General features: G+C 45.6%; 12 protein-coding genes and 1 pseudogene. 2 read left to right on the top strand and 11 right to left on the bottom strand.

Features of this window, described 5'->3' with window-relative positions:
• Positions 1–74 precede the first annotated feature (74 nt).
• Positions 75–1,436 carry a glutathione-disulfide reductase gene (gene gor / locus G517_RS0104950; protein WP_028303495.1) on the bottom strand — a complete coding sequence of 454 codons (1,362 nt, stop codon included), beginning with the start codon at positions 1,434–1,436 and terminating at the stop codon, positions 75–77.
• Between the two features lie 129 nt (positions 1,437–1,565).
• Complete coding sequence (locus G517_RS0104945; RefSeq protein ID WP_028303494.1) at positions 1,566–3,464, bottom strand: propionyl-CoA synthetase; 1,899 nt, start codon at positions 3,462–3,464, stop codon at positions 1,566–1,568.
• Between the two features lie 424 nt (positions 3,465–3,888).
• Here G517_RS0104945 and G517_RS0104940 point away from each other — a divergent pair, with 424 nt between their 5' ends.
• Positions 3,889–4,218: an ArsR/SmtB family transcription factor gene (locus tag G517_RS0104940; protein ID WP_245543195.1), complete on the top strand. Its 330-nt coding sequence runs from the start codon at positions 3,889–3,891 to the stop codon at positions 4,216–4,218.
• Between the two features lie 352 nt (positions 4,219–4,570).
• Positions 4,571–5,260, top strand: coding sequence for a hypothetical protein (locus G517_RS0104935; protein ID WP_028303492.1), 690 nt, complete (start codon positions 4,571–4,573; stop codon positions 5,258–5,260).
• Between the two features lie 339 nt (positions 5,261–5,599).
• Here the strand turns inward: G517_RS0104935 and G517_RS19975 are convergent, their stop codons facing one another.
• From G517_RS19975 to G517_RS0104895, 9 genes and pseudogenes are all read right to left on the bottom strand, one after another.
• On the bottom strand, positions 5,600–7,714 hold the full coding sequence (locus G517_RS19975; RefSeq protein WP_051206080.1) for a hypothetical protein: 2,115 nt from the start codon (positions 7,712–7,714) through the stop codon (positions 5,600–5,602).
• Between the two features lie 27 nt (positions 7,715–7,741).
• Positions 7,742–11,782, bottom strand: coding sequence for a hypothetical protein (locus tag G517_RS19970; RefSeq protein WP_102043347.1), 4,041 nt, complete (start codon positions 11,780–11,782; stop codon positions 7,742–7,744).
• Between the two features lie 230 nt (positions 11,783–12,012).
• Positions 12,013–12,630: a hypothetical protein gene (locus tag G517_RS20875; RefSeq protein WP_211224247.1), complete on the bottom strand. Its 618-nt coding sequence runs from the start codon at positions 12,628–12,630 to the stop codon at positions 12,013–12,015.
• Between the two features lie 40 nt (positions 12,631–12,670).
• The gene (locus tag G517_RS20870; RefSeq protein WP_211224246.1) at positions 12,671–13,810 is read right to left on the bottom strand and encodes a hypothetical protein; all 1,140 of its coding nucleotides are present in this window, start codon (positions 13,808–13,810) and stop codon (positions 12,671–12,673) included.
• Positions 13,810–13,989, bottom strand: coding sequence for a hypothetical protein (locus tag G517_RS0104915; RefSeq protein WP_157833150.1), 180 nt, complete (start codon positions 13,987–13,989; stop codon positions 13,810–13,812). The genes G517_RS20870 and G517_RS0104915 overlap by 1 nt, the downstream gene beginning before the upstream one ends.
• A 344-nt stretch (positions 13,990–14,333) precedes the next feature.
• A pseudogene (locus tag G517_RS17795) lies at positions 14,334–14,957 on the bottom strand (IS5 family transposase); the annotation flags it as partial.
• 63 nt (positions 14,958–15,020) lie between these two features.
• Positions 15,021–15,581: a type II toxin-antitoxin system HicB family antitoxin gene (locus tag G517_RS19965; RefSeq protein ID WP_084632080.1), complete on the bottom strand. Its 561-nt coding sequence runs from the start codon at positions 15,579–15,581 to the stop codon at positions 15,021–15,023.
• Positions 15,582–15,737: 156 nt separating this feature from the next.
• A complete protein-coding gene (locus G517_RS0104900) occupies positions 15,738–17,330 on the bottom strand; it encodes a phage portal protein (protein WP_036590444.1) in 1,593 nt (530 codons plus the stop codon).
• Positions 17,331–17,410: 80 nt separating this feature from the next.
• Positions 17,411–17,911, bottom strand: coding sequence for a hypothetical protein (locus tag G517_RS0104895; protein WP_028303488.1), 501 nt, complete (start codon positions 17,909–17,911; stop codon positions 17,411–17,413).
• Positions 17,912–17,913 lie beyond the last annotated feature (2 nt).

Raw genomic sequence — 17,913 nt, 5'->3', positions numbered from 1 at the left:
CTCGCCCAAAAAAGGCTTTCAGCATGTTTTATGGCTGAAAGCCTTTTTTAGTCTATCTAAATGATGTTGTTAGATTAATTACGAGTAAGAGTGCGCATGGTAACAAACTCTTCCGCTCCCGTAGGGTGAATGCCAACCGTGCTATCGAAAACCTCTTTTGTGGCCCCCGCCTTAATCGCAATAGCGATTCCCTGCATCACTTCACCGGCATCCGTACCAACCATATGGGCACCAACGACTTTACGAGATGCAGCATCCACAATGAGCTTCATCAAATGACGCTCATCCGAACCCGATAACGTATGCTTCATTGGCCGGAATGCAGAGCTATAAATTTCAACGCGTTCAAAAGTATCTCTTGCAGTTTCCTCGCTCATACCGACGGTTGCAATATTCGGGTGACAGAATACAGCGGTCGGAATATTGGAGTAATCCATCTGTTTAGAGGGCAGCTCTGGCTGATACAAATTGTTAACCAGTGTCATCGCTTCGGCCAGTGCAACAGGGGTCAGTTGCAGGCGGTTAATAACATCCCCTAAAGCATAAATAGACGGCACCGAGGATTGAAATTGCTCATCAACCACCACTTCACCTGTTTTGCCTTGCGTAACACCCACTTGCTCTAAGTTTAAACCATCAACTTTGGGAATACGACCGGTCGCGCAAAGTACCAGATCAACCTCTAGCGTTTCTTGATTGGTTAAGGTGACTTTCAAGCCAGTATCGACTTTTTCAATGCGTTCAATATTGGCATTAAGGTGGAATTGAACCCCTTTCTTTTGCATCTCATCAAGGGCAAACTGGCGGACTTCTTCATCAAACCCTTTTAAAGGCTGATCACCACGGTAAACAAGATGACTTTCAGCACCTAAACCTTGAAAAATCCCCGCAAATTCAACAGCGATATAGCCGCCACCCAAGACAAGGCTGCGTTTAGGAAAGGTTTCTAGGTAAAAAACAGCGTCTGAACTAACCGCATATTCACTACCGGGAAATTCAGGCATAAAAGGTACACTGCCTGTTGCGATTAAAATTCGTTCTGCGGTATAGGTTTTATCACCAACAACCACTTCATTTGGTCCTTTTAGGCTGGCATACCCCTCGATAAGCTCTACACCAGAATCAACCAATAGATTGTGATAGATGCCATTTAAGCGTTCAATTTCTTTATTTTTATTATCCCTTAGCGTTGGCCAATCAAACGCTGAAGCACCCACGGTCCAGCCAAACCCTGCGGCCTGAGCAAACTCTTCATGAAAATGGGAGCCATAAGAAAATAGCTTCTTAGGCACACAACCGATATTAACGCAGGTGCCGCCTAAAAAGCGGCCTTCTGCGACGGCTACTTTTTTGCCTAATCCTGCGGTGGTTCTCGCTGCACGTACACCACCAGAACCCGCACCAATGACAAAAAGATCAAAATCATATTGACTCATATTACATTCCTAATCATTTACATTTTATGCAGTGTATCACAGGGTATTTAAGCACTAACAAATAGAAAAACCGATCACTAGGATCGGTTTTTCTGATGAGGCCATTTTATCTGAAATGATCAGATCTTTTTATTGACCTGCCACACCAATTTTATGGTCAGCCATAATGGATTCAATCTCAGGTAAGCTTGCAGGATCATCAATGGTTGAAGGTACTTGGTAAGATTTACCATCAGCAATTGAGCGTAAAATCCCCCGCAGAATTTTACCTGAACGGGTTTTAGGCAATCGATCAACCACCATCGTTTGCTTATAACAAGCGATGGCACCAATCTCTTTACGAACCAACGCAGCTAATTCTGCTTCCAGGGTAGCCTCATCAATGTTATAGCCATCTTTAGTGATAACCAACCCAACCGGTAGCTGACCTTTTAGCTCGTCATTAATACCAATAACGGTACATTCAGCGACACCTTCATGGGAAGCAATAATCTCTTCCATTTCGCCAGTGGAAAGACGGTGGCCTGCGACATTAATGACATCATCGGTACGACCCATGATGAAAACATAACCGTCTTCGTCAATGTAGCCTCCATCACCCGTTAAATAATAGCCATCAAAGGTATTAAGATAAGAGCTTTTAAAGCGCTCAGGATCACCGTAAACCGTTGTCAAACAACCCGGAGGCATCGGCAGCTGAATACAAACACTACCCTGCTCGCCTTTTGGCATTTGGCCGCCTTTATTGTCCAGAATCTGAACATTAAAACCTGGGGTTGGAACCGTAGCCGAGCCAGCTTTTGGTGTACGGGGTTCAATGCCCATTTGGTTCGCGGCGATAGCCCAACCTGTTTCGGTTTGCCACCAGTGGTCAACAACCGGTACACCAACAAGCTCTTGAAGCCAGAAGAAGGTTGGTGGATCTAAACGCTCACCCGCCAAGAACAGGTTTTTCAAGCAAGAGATATCATACTTTTTCAGTTCTTCGCCGTTTGGATCTTCTTTTTTCATCGCACGGAAAGCGGTCGGTGCAGTGAAAAAGCCTTTGATCTGATATTCTTCAATCAAGCGCCAAAAAGCACCACAATCGGGCGTTCTAACAGGCTTTCCTTCGTAAACAACACTGGTACAGCCCGCTAACAACGGCGCATACACAATATAAGAATGACCAACAACCCAACCCACATCAGATGCCGCCATAAAGACTTCACCGGGGTTCATATCGTAAATAGCTTTCATGCTGTATTTAAGCGCGACAGCATGACCGCCATTATCACGCACGACACCCTTTGGCTTGCCTGTCGTACCGGAGGTATAAAGAATATAAAGCGGATCGGTTGCTTTAACCGAGACACAAGGCACGGGATCGGCATCATTCATTAATGCCTGCCAATCAAAATCACGACCTTCAATTAGCTCTGCAATTGCCTGCGGGCGCTGAAGAAGCACACAAAAATCGGGTTTATGTTCAGCAAGCCCGATCGCCTTATCGACCATTTCCTTATAAGGAATAACTTTCTGGATTTCGATACCACAGGACGCTGAAATTATTGCCTTAGGTTTCGCATCATCAATCCGAACAGCCAGTTCATGGGGAGCAAAGCCGCCAAAGACAACGGAGTGCACCGCACCAAGACGGGCGCAGGCCAACATCGCAACAACAGCTTCTGCCACCATTGGCATATAAACAATAACCCGATCACCTTTGCCAACCCCTTTCGCAGCTAATGCACCGGCAAAGGTAGATACTTCTGTCTGAAGTTCTTTATAGGTAATCGAACGCTTAATATCGGTAACTGGTGAATCGTAATACAGAGCAATCTGCTCACCGCGACCGTTTTCAACATGGTAATCAACAGCGGCATAGCAAGTATTCATTTCGCCATCAATAAACCAGCGGTCGGTGCCAAAATCATCCTTACCAAGAATCTGAGTCGGTTTTTTGTACCAAGGTATATCTGCAGCTTTTTCAGCCCAAAATTGTTCGGGTTGCTGGATAGACTTTTCGTATTGCGCCTGATAGGTCATGTGGCAGACCTCTTTTTAGTTGTTATGGGTGTATGAGCGAGTGAAAGGCACGAATGATAGAAGCATTAGCAATTGTCGACACCTTCCCTCATAAATCGTCGACAACTCTAATGGATAAAGACCCTTTTGAAACTAAGACAAAAGGTGAACTTGGCTAAAAACCTTTACACAGCAAGCCTTACAGCCTATTTACAACTGTTTACGGTCGTTTACACTGTCGACAACCTTGACCATAAGGCCTTACTAATACTAAAGCAGACCCTATAATATGTTGACAATTAAATTTTAACTGCATGATTTCTTTCATGCAGGCGTAACACACTCTATAATCCTACATTTACAGAAATGAGACTGATAATTTGTTGATTTTCGTAAAATATACTAATATTAATTACAACTAAATTAGTTTAGCGAGTTATATACGATGGCAACGTTCGAGGAATCAGTCCAAGAAAACGTTGATCTAGTGGCAATGCGAGATAATGCCAAGGAAGCTACCGCACTACTAAAAGCCCTAGCCAACGAAAACCGTCTAATGATTTTATGCTACCTAGAAGGCAAAGAACTTTCTGTTAGCGAATTAAATGAATCATTGGATCTGAGTCAGTCTGCACTTTCACAGCACTTAGCAGTATTGCGCCGGGATGAGTTAGTAAAAACTCGTCGCGAGTCTCAAACTATTTTTTACTCACTCAACGGCGACCGTGCGAGTAGCATTATTCGTATGTTGCACCAGATGTACTGCCGACCCTGATCTTGAATCAGAAACAAGGAACCCCATGTAACTTCATGGGGTTTTTTTATGGCAGGCCATTGGTTAAGACAATGATTCACCGCTCAAAATATAAGATAAAACCGATTTTTACGGCCTTTTAACTAAAAAAATGACCTAAATTCATATTCAGCAAAAGTACTGTATAAAAAAACAGCCAGAAAGAATGGCGTAAAAAAAGACTGAAAAATACAGATGGTGATCTGTTTTCCTGGTAAACAGTGTTTTTAATTGGCTTCAATAGTCAGGTTTTTGTTAAAATCTCAATTAAACGTACAAGATTAACCAAGGCATTTCAAAGTAATGCCAAAAATACCCACAAGGAAGAGGAACGATGGATATTTGGTTTATTGATGTAGAGAATGTGGGCTGTTTTCTACTGAATCAACTTCCGATGGGTTGCGGTCAGCGCAATTGTTTTATGGTCTTCTCTCGCAGCAGTAATGCTCGAAAATGGTGTTCCCGCTATCCGTTACATGCCCAGCTGTTTGATGATTATGATGTGGGTAAAAATCAGGCCGATTTTTATATGATCTCAGTACTGACACAGGTATTGATGACCGAACTTGGCCCAACCAAACGCATTATTCTGTTGACCAAGGATCAAGAGCTCATTCAAGCGTTTAAAAGCCTCTGTAATCGACATCAAGTCGTGTTAACACTTTTAGTTTGCCTAGAACTACCTCAGCTGCCAGACCCGAAAATTGCCATCGAGGCAGGGGTTAAAGCCTTGAATTTGTCAGATTATTCTCAGCAAGATCAGCAGACGACAACGCTAAAAAATACCCCCTTACCTGCGATAAAACAATCTACAAAAGTTAGCGCTGAGCAGATAAATGAATGGCAAGAGGAAGTCAAAAAAGTACTGAAAAAACAGCCAATTACGATAAAAGAGCTAGCCCGTTTGCTCGAAATCACCTTCCGTGAGATTCAAGAAGTCACCAACCCATTAATAAAAAACGGCACTCTAATTCGGGTAAGTAAAACTGGGAAAAAATGGCGACTTGCTCAACCGAAAGATTAAAAACGTCAATACACCTATTTGGTAACTGGGGTTCCGAAATTTAAGGCAAAAAATCAGAGTATCGCCAGTATGGAAGCACAGAATTTTGAACACTACCCGGGAAGAGTTTTGTGATGTACAAGGCGCTCTTGTTGTGGCACATATACTCAGTCCAGCCATCTTCATACCCCCCTGCTGAAAGCACTCTTGGCAGTTCTGCCCATTTTTGTACGGCAAGTCACAACTCTGAAAAACATCTGGTTCAATGGTTTTTATAAAATAGTTAATGATTGATTCCATTTCTTTGTTTTCCATTAGAACAGTTAAATATTTCAAATTATTCTTTGTAAGGATAAAATATTAGTTTTCCAGCATCATTTTCGAGATTTTTTCTAACAGAGAGCTTTGCGTGATCTCTTTCTGTTTCAATAAATCCATAGTATAGGTACAAAGTAACAGCTGCGCGGCCGGCTCCTGAAGTACGTCAACCTCCTGACCATCAAAACGACGCCCAATAAAGTTATATGTCAGAATTCTTTTGCCAGGCATCTGCTTGATCTGATTTTTTGGTGTACAGAACACCAGAGCCTCATTGCCATTTTTCTGAATGAAAAGCTGTTGATACTGGTTAAGGTTATTTTCTTTGGGTTTGCGGGCTAAGTAGTATGGCAGTACGCTTTTATCCGGTTTGATGGACTTACTGATCTGCCCGTCGGCCCCCCTGGCTGTTTCCATAGAACAACGATCTACTGAGCCAATCACCGCAGGCACACGATTGGTGTTATATCGGCAGATCACAACTTCACGCTGTTCATCAATCAGGTAGAAATTATCGTTGTAGAGTTTTCCCACACTGTCTTTAAAAGCCTTAAGGTGAACCCTTGCTTTTGCTTCAGAATCGAAATAATCGGGCCTACCGATATGCAGGATACCCTCTGCAAACTCAACCCGGGTGGCTGCGATAAGCACTTTTTCACGGCCACCGCGTTGACGTTTGGTTTTGCGAACAGAAACCAAAATGTAGGTACTGTCAGGAACTTTAAAGCCGTGAATTTTTCCATGGGAAAATACTGCTTCTTTAAGCCATAACTGGTTTGCCAGAGTTTCTGTTTTGTGAGTATTTGGAGACTTGAGTGCGTTTGTCTTTTTATCAGAACCAAGATTACAACCCTGAAGGACCAATGGCAGATGCGAATTAGGTTTTTTTAGTCGCTGTACTTTCAGCTGGCTGTAGTAGTCCAGGTCATGCACGTTCCCTTTTCCTGCCACATGTTCCCAGGCTTGCCAAAAGCTATTAACCATTTTGCTCTTACTGTTACTCTCTGCTCCACCTTTATTTTTTGAGGCTTCAGTAATAACTACACTAGAACCGTTAGATTTTATCTCGTGGTTGAGCACCAGATAATTGCTGCTAGGGTTCAGCTGCTCAATAGGTAATGGTTGGATAATTTCGGTCGCACCTAAACTGTTTTTAAGCTCTTCAAGAACATCATCTCTATTGACGTAAGGGTAATGCCCCAGGTTATCAATCAGCACCAGAGGTCGTTTTAAATGGGTATTAGCCTTCTGAATAAAGTGGTTGTAGTGATGTGTTGCTTGAAAAATTCGGGGTGAGAAGGCAATCTCATATTCTTCAAAAATATCGCAAAGATAGCGCTGAATCTGATTTTCAGCATGGTTACGGCAGCCCCAATAGCTTTGCGTTGCAAAACGCATATAAGGTTTTTTCCCAAAGCGAGTGGTGCTGACCATTTCTAAGATCTGCTGAGTCTCTTTGTTCGTCAACAGCAGTCGATCCTCTCCGGAAACCAGCCCCACTCCCGGAGTTTGTGACTGAAAACACTTACCATGCAGCGCAAAGGTCAGGTCTTTAAAATCCGGTGAAAAATAGAGTTCAAAACTAAGGGCATCTACATAGAAATGCCCCCTTTTGTTGGCTTTATCTGACTGCACTTCCGCTGCGAAAAAGAGTTCGCTGTTGTAATCCACAATACCCAGCTCGAAATTATCTGCAGCTTCTTTAATCAGACGGCGCTTCAGATGCAACTCAAGTACGGCCTGAACCAATCGGTAAAGATCAAAGCCCTTGGCTTTAAACTCCTGCAGCTTTGACGGAGTGACATCAGGCTTGGGTGAGAGATATACCACCAGAAAATACTCTTTTATTCTCAGGGTGTGATACTGAAAATTGGGCTTTACCTTTGTATCAAGTGCAGACCCTATTGCTTTTCGGATCGTTTGATGTGCCTGTTTCATATATTCAGGCCAGTCTCTGCCTTTTCTGGCAAAAGGGAGCAACAAGATATCGATACTCAACTCGCTGCTCTCTTTTGGCTGCAGCAATTTTTCCAGCATACATTCAACCGGTTCAGACAGATCAAACAGCTGAGTCCGGGCTTTTGGGGCCTCTGCCAGGGGAAGAAATGACTGCATTTCATCCATCCTAATCTGATGTACAAAAGTTGAATCTGTCATAGTGTTACATCCTCTGTTACTGACAATTTAATGGGTAAGTGGAACTGCTGTTTCTGTGTCATCAGCCAACCTGGGCAACAAGGCCAATAACCCTGGATTCACCCGCAACTGATAATGGATCGCTGCGATGTAATTCCTTGTCTTATGTTTTTTCTCTGCATCCTGATAATAAGGCACTGATTTAAAAAGGTTCATAAAATAGAGCGCTTGGTCAGCACACTGCTCTGACCGATCATTTTGGGCGTTACGACTGTATCGCGTATTCAGATAGACGGCTTTTACATCTGAAATAGCCGGGTTTTTAGCTACAGCCTGAGTAACCTGGCATAGTTTCTGATGTGCTGAGCTGAACAGATTCCGACCTTGCTCTCGGTTGTTGCCCGTCATCTGCCAGTTTTTCACATCAACAGCCAATAGATGTCCGTCCCGAAGGAAGTAAAAGTCAAACTTCTCATAGCACGCTGCACCAAGATGCTCACATACCTCATCAGGACTTAAAGGGCTAATACCAAGCCTTTGCAAAAGCAGGCTGAACTGCCACTCACCAATATTCCCGATTAACATAGGCCTAAGCTTGGGAATAGGAATCCACTTCTGTAAAACATCAGGTTTTGTATTGAGTATCTGTTTAAATAGCTTCTGCTCCAGATCTGGCAGCACTTCAGTCATATCCTGATGATGCTGCGGGAGTATCAGCTCCGGTAAATAAGGTCTTGTTCCATTGGCCAAATCGGTCAACCCAAAAGGCTCATGGGGTTCTTGAGCAAGAATTACATTTTTCCAGCTGTCATCCCGCTGAAGATAAAAGTTCTTAATGCAAGCTTGGAGTAAAACATCGTTTTTAACGATGGCGTTTTTAAGTAAACGTTTGATATAAGAACTCGGGTTGGTAAAGGAGTCCGGGTGTCTGAAAGCCTCATTGAAGGCCAATGCATCGGGGTTACCTTGGCGGGCCGCTTGTAAAATATGCTGTTGAAAGGTCTGATCAAATTCATCGTAAAGCTCGCAGGCTTCCTGTACCTGCTGTTCAAATGCTTTACGCTTATCATCAGTCATAAAGCTGGCTTTTTCCAGATCTGAGAGCGCACGGCACCGCCAATTATCGTTATGCAGGCTTAAAGAGACCCGAAGCGTCTCGGCATCCGGATATTGTTCAAGATCACGAAATACACGCATCGCATTCAGATGGACATCATAGGGCAATCGGATCTGGCTCTGCATTATGGCGTCACGGCGTTCTGTACGGCCAATAGTTTGCATCGCAGTTTTAAATACTTCTACGCAGTGCTCACGTTCCAATAGCTGAGCAGAATCAGAATCCAGCAGATCGGTATCAAAATCATCAATGCTGCGGATAATACCGCTATGGGCATAATGTTTAAGCAGGGTGATATAATTGGCCAGTGTATTCCGGCTGCAACCATGATTGGTCTGTTGATTAACCTGGCTCCAATAGCTGCCGCAAACCATGGACATATTCTGGAAGTCCACCTGGAAAGGCTGAAGGGGATCCGGATAGGTCACATAATAGTTCAGCCCCGTTCCGGCTCCTTTAAAATGAGACACCATGCAAAGTGTCACGTCAGTATCATCCACCTTGAGATATTCGCGTACATCATCTTCTCGGTTCAGCATGGAATCAAACAGCACGACCCGTATGTGGTTTTTACCTTTAAATGGTTTTATCTCAAAGACCCGTGGCGGTTCATCCTGCTGACGATGATCCAGTTGCCGGATATTTTTCAAAGGTGTGGCACTGTTCAGTTGGTCTCTTACAAAACGGCCCAGCACACTAAAAACACGACTGCTAAGACCGATGCTTAGGGTATGTTGCTGGTTATATGCGGCCAGCAAAATTGCCTGCAGGTGCCGGATAAACTCTCGGTTGTGATAACGATTACGACGAATATCCGTCAGGTAGGGGCTTAAAAGCCGTAGCCAGTACTCATAGACCGACTTAAAGTCCGGTTCTGATATCTGGGGGCTGAGCTGTAACTGCTCGTCATTAAAAATACTGATATCAACCGGGCGGAAGCTTGTCCGAAGTTTTCGGATATGGGCCAGTTGGCTTGCAGACTCTGTATCGCGACGTCGAACTGCGACCCCCAGATCATGGCTATAGGCTTGCAGAAACGGCCGACTGTACTGACCGTTATAGGTTCCCGGAAAGCCCGATGTGGCGGATAAAAGCATCACAGTGTTCTTTGTTTGATAAAGCATTCGCAACAGTGCAATTTCCGGCAACTCCTTAATCAGCTCCATGCGGAATTTCAGCAAAATCCATCCTTTCAACTCCTTGGCCTGAATTTTGACTCTATCCCGCGGGGATAGTGCAAACAGAGTTTTGGGCTGGAAGTAGGTGAAAAAATCATCAATCAGCTGGTCGTGATCCCCTTTACCGGCTAACAGATAACGGGCCTCACCTTTTATCGCCTGCGCCGTGCCAATAAAAACGGATAGCGGGTTGTTATGATTGGAATGCTCCTGCTGAGAGAGCATATTTTGTATAGGGCCAGGCTTGGTGAGCTGCGCTGATGCGGCAAGGACAGCTGTTGTCGTCTGGTACACTTCATACAGGCTGAAGTTATCGTCCTGATAAGCTTCAGAATCTTCATCAGCGACATAAATTTCAGTGTAAGAACTTCGCCCATGGCTGCGAAGACGAATACGTTTCAGGTCTGCTTCCCGATAAAAACGCTGTATCTGATAACTGAACACATGACCGATCAAAGCGATCACCTGTTCGCTGTTACGTCCGTCTACCACAATATCTGCCAGTGAGTTCTGAAACAGCCGAGTCAATTTTTTCAGTTCAAAGTCTGTTCTCAGGTCACATTTTTTAAGCGCCGCATGGATTGCATCTACGTACTCTTTCAGCGGTGTATAGCTAAGGGCACGGGCGTCTTCTGCGCATCCATCAACAAACTCCAATACCCGGTGCAACGCGGCAAACAGGGATGGCAATTGTACATTTTCCGATAATAGAACCTTGGTCACACTCTCCTGGAAAATCTGATAAGCGTCATGCTCTTCATCCAAAACCAGAGTGAAACGGATATCCCGCTGTAAAAATGGTGAGCTCACATCTGATGGGAAGTACTCTTCTTTCAAAGCCTTAAGACGTTCAGTATGAGGCAGCTGAGCAATCTCTCCTAAAGGATTCTCTTTAAGTGTTTTTTTCTGGCCAATCAGATGATCCAGCGGTCGTTCAGATCGGGTGAAGTGCCCTTCCTGATTACACCTCAGCAAAGTCACATTGCCATCAAATTTTTTTGTGGTGGCCAGCAATATACAGCGGCGGTAAAGGGCTATCTGGAACGGGAACAGATGCTCCAGCATCTCCAAAGCCAGTTGCCCCTTTTGGCTTTTACCCTTCTCCACCAGGTCTACCAATTGATCGACCTCTTCTCCCTGGGCATCTAGAAGTTCAAGGCAGGTATTACGTAACTGATTGACTAAACTCAGCCTGCTGTCGCGCAGCTTATCCTTCAGCTGATCCTGAGAGTCGAGTGCTCCCGCTGCATACTCAGCTTTTATCTGTTGCTCAATGCCCAACTGTCCGGTGAGCAGAGCATCAAGGCGGGAAAATGCGATATATACAGAGCTTGTTGCGCCAAACAACCGTTTTCCCTGTGTTATCCAGCGACGATAACGGTTTGTATTGTTGCTCTTTTCACCCTGAGGTTCCTGCCCCCAGGGAATAAATTCAAGATCTGCAATAGAGAGAAAAGGCAGTACCCTTACCTGCTTCTCTGCTGCCAGCGCCAGTAACTCTGCTGGCAGATCAATTTGAGATTTCAGAGGGGTAATAAAAACCAGATTACGGTGTCCCTCGCCTGCATGTACTGCAGGATTTACTGCATCAAGATACTGTTTGAAAACGCTGTAGGTCTTTCCACTAGCGGTACCGTCCTGAGACTGAATCAGTAATGGCACCTCACTTTCATCAAAGCGGTAGAAAAGACCAGCCTCAGCTCGGGCCTGATCGATCTCTTGTTTAAGTGCAGGAGTGATTTTTTTTGGCTTATAGCTAAATTTATCCGTAATTTCTTGCGAATCAGGTTCCATCTGAACACCTCGGTAGCGGTTTATACCCGGAAGTTACCAATAAAAGCGATATCCTCATCAGAACATAGCACTGCGTCATAACTTGTTGCAAGACTGTGATTTTTAGAAACTGCAGATATGAAGATAGGCTGTTTTTGTTGCTATTATTAATATCTTCTTTATTTATACAGTTTTGTCATTTTGCTCAAACTATTCCAGATTTTTGATAATACAAGTGCCGCCAAACGTATTTAATTACGAAGCAAAACCTTAAACCTGCGTCTACCAATAGTTAAAAAATTCACTTCACTATCAAGACGCTGCTCATATTCCTTTCCTCTAAGATATCGATTTGTCTTACAAGACGAACAAGTGGCAATAAACCCGTTCGGAGCCTGATGAACAACTTCAACTGGACCGGAACAAACCGGACATTTCTGCAGTTCGACTATCTCTTCATGCCTTCTCTTCAGGTCTTTGGCTTGCTCTAAAGCATTTTCATGCACCAAAGAGCTTTCTAATTTGGAAAGATGCTCACTAGACAGAGCTTTGAGAATCCTGATCTGATGCTTCTGTTCATTCACCTCAATCCCTTCATCGAAAGGCATCGCCTTGAGCGTTTTGGTCGGAACTTTAGTGATTAAAGTGCCGTATCCGACAACCAGCTCGCTTTGCAAAAGTTGGTCGACCAACAGTCCAAATCTCTCCACACAGTACAGGTCGAATGGTGAAAGCTTTATCCAAACGCCCTCGGTCGCTGCGACATCTGAGCACAACGATTTATCATCAAGATTCGGCCATGCAATCATCCTTACTGGCCGCTCCTTCTCCTGCAGCGCACAAGATAAATCATGCAATCGGTTGCCCATGCACATCCATGGAATCACCTCAAGTAGAACTCGTTCAACGCTACCTGCATCGGATGCTGATAAAACTAACTGCCAATCGAGCCCACTTGGAAGACAGTTTGTTTCCAAGGTAAGGAAGCAGCGCATGACGAAGAACTAAACCTGCATATCGTGAATAAGCATGGTTTAGTATCACATTTTTCTCCTTCCGTTCCTCAGGTGTTGCTTGCTTGCCTCCCACGATGCTCTTCAATTCATTCCATAGAACCGCCAAGTGACGGTAGTGCTGATCGTGACTAAGAATATTTGTGAGATGGAGGCCATTACCTATCTGTGCAGAGCGGCTTACTAAAAGATAAAGCCCGCTTTGCTTTAGCCCCCGAATTGTTCCCAGTGCTTTTTCAAGATGCTCGAGTGTTGCCGCCAGCTGCTCAGAAGCTTTGCTGGTGGAGTCCTGTGTAAACGCTTTCCCCCAGAGCTTGCAGATTTCCTCCGTGAGGCGATGATGCAAGTCCTTAGCACCGTAAAACTCCAAAGCCTCAGTAACTGCCGACTGCAGCTGTAGAAGCGTACCGACTCGCCAAATCAAATACAGCTCAATCTTATCCAGTAACCGGGCGTAAACTCGGTTTTCATAAATGTTGAAGTCATCTTCACTGAAGCGCGCTTTGACTCGCTTGGGAATCACTCCTGACAAGGTCTGACGCTGCCAGCATTCAGAGTGTGAGGCGAGATGAACCAAGGCACCTTTCGCCAACTTTTTAGCCCTAGCAACATCAGTCACTTCGTCTTCATAGTGCAGATCAAGCCTTGGCCTCACGGATATTTGATGGAGGTGTCCAGCATCCAGAGCCTCCAGCAATTTAAGCTCGAAAGCGTTTAAATGACTGTTATCATTAACCACCCCCTCAGGCATAAGTGGTGAAACCAAATCACCATCGTCCTCGGGGACGGAATCAATTGTCTCAAGTATTCGCTCAAACAAATCCACCTTTTGATCCAGAGACTTTGGGGCAGAAGCGAATATATGGCGTTGACCGCGAATGACAACGGACTCCGTGCCATCGCTAACCAAAAGGCCACTGTCCCCTGAGTCCAGGATTTGTCGGCCGGAGGAAGGCTCTGTGTCCAGATATCGCCCAGGCTCAATAACGTCTGGTAATCGATTTATCTGCTCACCGGTCAGTCGATCTATCCACATCAAAAGCCAACCTCTTTGCGCTTGATGTCTTTCTCCATCAGCTCCAGCGACTTCTCGGGCAAGCCTTCAAGGCTCGACTTGTCCCAGAATGTCTCAAGTGCGCCCATCAAGTTACGGATAGCATCTGCGCTGACATCAAAACGTCCAGTTACCTTTCCCTGGCGCATTACCCTGCTCATAAGCAGATGGTCCAGCGCTTCGCCTTTAGAGGCCCCTATAGCCAACATCACCGAGATAAAACGTAACGCCTGTTTTTCAAAACGGTTACCCCAGCCAAGACCAAAATCACTCTCAAGTTGAGCTGTGAAACCATCTGCTGTTAGCTCTTCAAGCAGGTTTTGAACAGGCCCTGAGTGATCCTTACACGCCTTACCGAAAGCCTCTTACAGCGACCGAAAAGAATAGCTCACAGGCTGGCAATCCTTAATCTCGAACCTGTGGTCTTGCTTTGGCAACGTCATTACGTGAGAGCGATCATAGGTTTTATCAGCCAACTCATTCGTTGTTTCATCATGGTTGGCCGTAGCTTATCCGTCTGGGTGATGTCGTGGACATTCGCCGCTGTCGTTTCCAGACTATGGATGGCACCTGATACATCATCAACCCCAATGTGCATTTTCATGCCAAAATACCACTGATTGCCCTTCTTGGTTTGGTGCATCTCAGGGTCTCGTTTCCCTGTTTTATTCTTGGTCGAAGAGAGGGCCTCAATAATAGAGGCATCAACAATCGTGCCTTCTTTCAGAAAGAATCCTTGTTCCGCTAAGTGCTGATTAATCGTCTGGAAAATGACTTCGCAGAGGTCATTATTTTCTAATAGGCAGCGGAAGTTCAGAATCGTTGTTTCATCCGGTAATGGGCCAGAAAGCCGTAATCCGGCAAAGCGGCGCATGGATTCAATTTCATAAAGGGCATCTTCCATGGCCGGATCGCTCAGATTGTAGAAAAGCTGCATGCAGTGAACCCGCAACATAGCGGACATGGGATAAGAAGGTCTGCCACCCTTACCTTTGGGGTAAGAGGGAGTGATGCACGCCTCCAGTTTTGACCATGGAATCAAAGCGTCCATACGTTCGAGGAATTTCTCCCGACGTGTCTTACGCTTTTTATGCTGAAACTCAGCTTCTGAAAATGACATTTGATCCATGATTTAGCCCCGCGCTGTTGAAGTGGATATTATCCCTCAATTTGGGACTTTTTCAGAGACTCCCTAACGTCCTTTCCGATCTAGGTATTCACCAATCTGACGCTTAATTCGATGAAACTCATTAACTTCAACATAAATATGCTGACCGTCAGAAACCCCTGTACCAATGTAGACCCAAATAAACTCGTATCCACCAGTCATACTGATCCGCATGGCATCTGAGCCAGTCTCAACCGTGTTGATAGTGGCCATATTTAGCAAATAATCGTCACTAATCTTCAGCTGCTCTGACTTGACGTTATCTCCCAAGTAATAAGCTACCGACTGTTTAATCACATCATTGATCGAGCAACCCTTTTCTAAAGACCTCAGACACGCCTTCTTGTGCAACTCTTCACCTATACGGATATTAAAGCTGCCATTCATTGACTTATCTGGGGCTTTGCCCTGTTCTTCACAGGTTGCAAGATAATCATCTACGGCTTCTTCGAATGCAGCTTTCAATCCCGCAATATCTTTGGCCTCATAAGTGACCAGGTCGTTCACTGCCTCAATCTTGCCATGTAGAAGTTGTTGGTTGAGATCAAACTCTACGGACCCCAAATACCCTTTATGCTTCATCATTCCTGCCACGAAATTTCTCCATTGCTCATTCATGTAATCATCAAACCAATTGCAACTATATAATAGTTGCATAAATCCAGCAACCAAAATTCAGTTGTAAGAGATTTAAAAGATTCAAGCAGGCAATTTGCTGGCAAAAGCATCAAGGGTTTCAGATTAGTTTACCTCCTCCCCCTGCCCCATCACTTTCATGGCATTCAGTGTGGGTAGATCTGTCGGTAGCCCTCTGGCTTCCCGCTCTGCGATCTCCCGCGCTTGTTGGTCGAACACTTCCTGATAATCCTTGCCCATCAGGGCCAGTTCATCCTCATAGGTGCTGAGGCCTGCTTCAATCCGCAGGATGGCTTCTTTGGTCTCTTTAAGACCATCAATGGCTAACCGGCCTGAGCCGATCCAACGGCAGCGGGTCCAGGCGTTGGTGGCTTGGTAGAAGTCTCGGGTTGCGCCTTTGGGCAAGGTGACTAAGCCCCTGAACAGCAGTTCTTCCAGCACTAAGCGGAAGATGACGGTGGCTTTACGGGCGGCAATGATCTTGCGGCGGCCCATAAAGTAACGCCAGTTCTCCCCTAGGCTGGCACGGGCGGCGCTGTAGCTGATCTGTTTAAAGTCTTTGGCCAGTGTCTCATAGGGCAGGTTTAGCCCTGCGGCCAGCCAGCGCAGTACGCTGCCTTCTAATTCTGTGTAGCCGTTATCGGCATTGGCGGCGGTTTGCAGGTTAAAGCGTTCACCGGCCACCAGATGCGGTACCCGTACGCCATTCATTTTGATGCCGTTTTCTTTGTGGTAGCCGTTCACCTGCTGCATGTAGTTCATGACTTTGCTCATGCCCTGATCGCCGTCGCCCATTAGGACTTCGCCCAGCACATCAGAGGGTAGGTCGCTTTCTACGGTGGCGGCGAACATGGCGCTGACGATGGCGTTCTGCAGTTTGGTGTGCTGCATTTTGGGCAGCATCTGCATCTGTTCCAGTACGGTGAGGAACTGGTTTGCGCCCCGTGTTTGGCCGTCTTCGGTGGGTTCAAAGATATGCACGAACTTGGGTCGCCGGTGGCGGGTTTCTCGGCTAACGTATTGCCAACTGTTTCCAAGGCCGTTGCCTAGGCCGTAGGTGTCTGACCCGCTGCGAACGTGATAACCCACGGCGGCCCCGTGTCGGTTTATTGCAACGCCTGCTTTAAGGCGGCTGGTGTTGAGCATACCGCTGGGGTTACAGACCCGTTTGGGTGTGATCGACTTGATAGCGGTGCTGATTAGGGAGCCGCTGCGGTCGATCCACTCTGCGGCAAACATATCTTCACCCAGTCGGGTATGTTGGGCGATGCCTTCGCGGATCATCATGGTGAAGGTGCGTTTGCGCTCTGCATCCAGATAGCAGCCTGTGGGGTCTTCTGCAATTTCATGCCAAGCGGCTTCCACGTCTCGGGCGAAGGCGGCGGCATCTTCCTGTGAGATACCCAGTGCTTTGTGATCGGGTTTGTAGCACAGGCGGAACAGGTCTCCCACGATATTATCAACGTGTAGCTGTACGCCGTTACTGGCAAAGGCGTTGTTACGCACTACATCTTCTGCACGGGCGTTACCTAAGTTCAGGTTGGGCAATAGCGCTGCGTCAGCGGTTTTAAGACCGGGATGCCAGTCTCGCAACTGACCACCAAAGCCATTACCCGCCCCCTGATAACTCATGGATTGACGCAGAGGGTTACCGGCCAGATCAAGAATGGCTGGGGCTTCTGGGCTTTGGTTGGGCATGGTTGAGTCCTGTTGGGTTTTCTATAGTCATAAAAAAAACCCGCCGGAGCGGGTTTTGTCGAAAACTGAAAAAATGCCAGCTATTTGCCTGAAGAATCATCTGCAGAGATAATTTTAACTTCAAAAATTTGCTCAATCACACCTTTCGGAGAAGCTGACAAGGACCATACAGCAAAGTAGAGAACCCCTGTCAGCATCACAAATAAGAGCGAACCTGCAGCACCTTTGACAATATCCAGAAAATGACGGGGCTTTATCGAGTCAAGGTGGCTGCTAAGCTTTGAATGCAGTAAAGCTGAAAAATGCTCATCTCGCTCCCTAAGATCTTCATCAAGTACGTTAGACAAAAATCTCTGTGTCAATACAGTGGCTTCACTTTTGTAAAATTCCAGCTGCGCGTCAGAGGTCGATAAATCAGTAAATGGCTGCAGCTCATCATCATTTGGCATGCGGCCATGCTTGCTTTCAAAATCTTTTATAAACTGTATTTTTTGACGCTTATAGACCGAGTAGGAAATGATGCCATGAATGTCATCCTCCGAATCGACAAGCTTGTCATAAATATAGTTATACTGAGTCAATT

This window comes from Oceanospirillum maris DSM 6286, from assembly GCF_000422865.1.
Lineage (GTDB): Bacteria > Pseudomonadota > Gammaproteobacteria > Pseudomonadales > Halomonadaceae > Oceanospirillum > Oceanospirillum maris.
This window is presented reverse-complemented; position numbering and strand designations above follow the sequence as displayed.

Bases quoted from the DNA above. Each gene is read 5' to 3' on its own strand.
- gor (WP_028303495.1), bottom strand. From the start codon at position 1,436: ATGAGTCAATATGATTTTGATCTTTTTGTCATTGGTGCGGGTTCTGGT.
- G517_RS0104945 (WP_028303494.1), bottom strand. From the start codon at position 3,464: ATGACCTATCAGGCGCAATACGAAAAGTCTATCCAGCAACCCGAACAA.
- G517_RS0104940 (WP_245543195.1), top strand. From the start codon at position 3,889: ATGGCAACGTTCGAGGAATCAGTCCAAGAAAACGTTGATCTAGTGGCA.
- G517_RS0104935 (WP_028303492.1), top strand. From the start codon at position 4,571: ATGGATATTTGGTTTATTGATGTAGAGAATGTGGGCTGTTTTCTACTG.
- G517_RS19975 (WP_051206080.1), bottom strand. From the start codon at position 7,714: ATGACAGATTCAACTTTTGTACATCAGATTAGGATGGATGAAATGCAG.
- G517_RS19970 (WP_102043347.1), bottom strand. From the start codon at position 11,782: ATGGAACCTGATTCGCAAGAAATTACGGATAAATTTAGCTATAAGCCA.
- G517_RS20875 (WP_211224247.1), bottom strand. From the start codon at position 12,630: ATGGGCAACCGATTGCATGATTTATCTTGTGCGCTGCAGGAGAAGGAG.
- G517_RS20870 (WP_211224246.1), bottom strand. From the start codon at position 13,810: ATGTGGATAGATCGACTGACCGGTGAGCAGATAAATCGATTACCAGAC.
- G517_RS0104915 (WP_157833150.1), bottom strand. From the start codon at position 13,989: ATGAGCAGGGTAATGCGCCAGGGAAAGGTAACTGGACGTTTTGATGTC.
- G517_RS19965 (WP_084632080.1), bottom strand. From the start codon at position 15,581: ATGATGAAGCATAAAGGGTATTTGGGGTCCGTAGAGTTTGATCTCAAC.
- G517_RS0104900 (WP_036590444.1), bottom strand. From the start codon at position 17,330: ATGCCCAACCAAAGCCCAGAAGCCCCAGCCATTCTTGATCTGGCCGGT.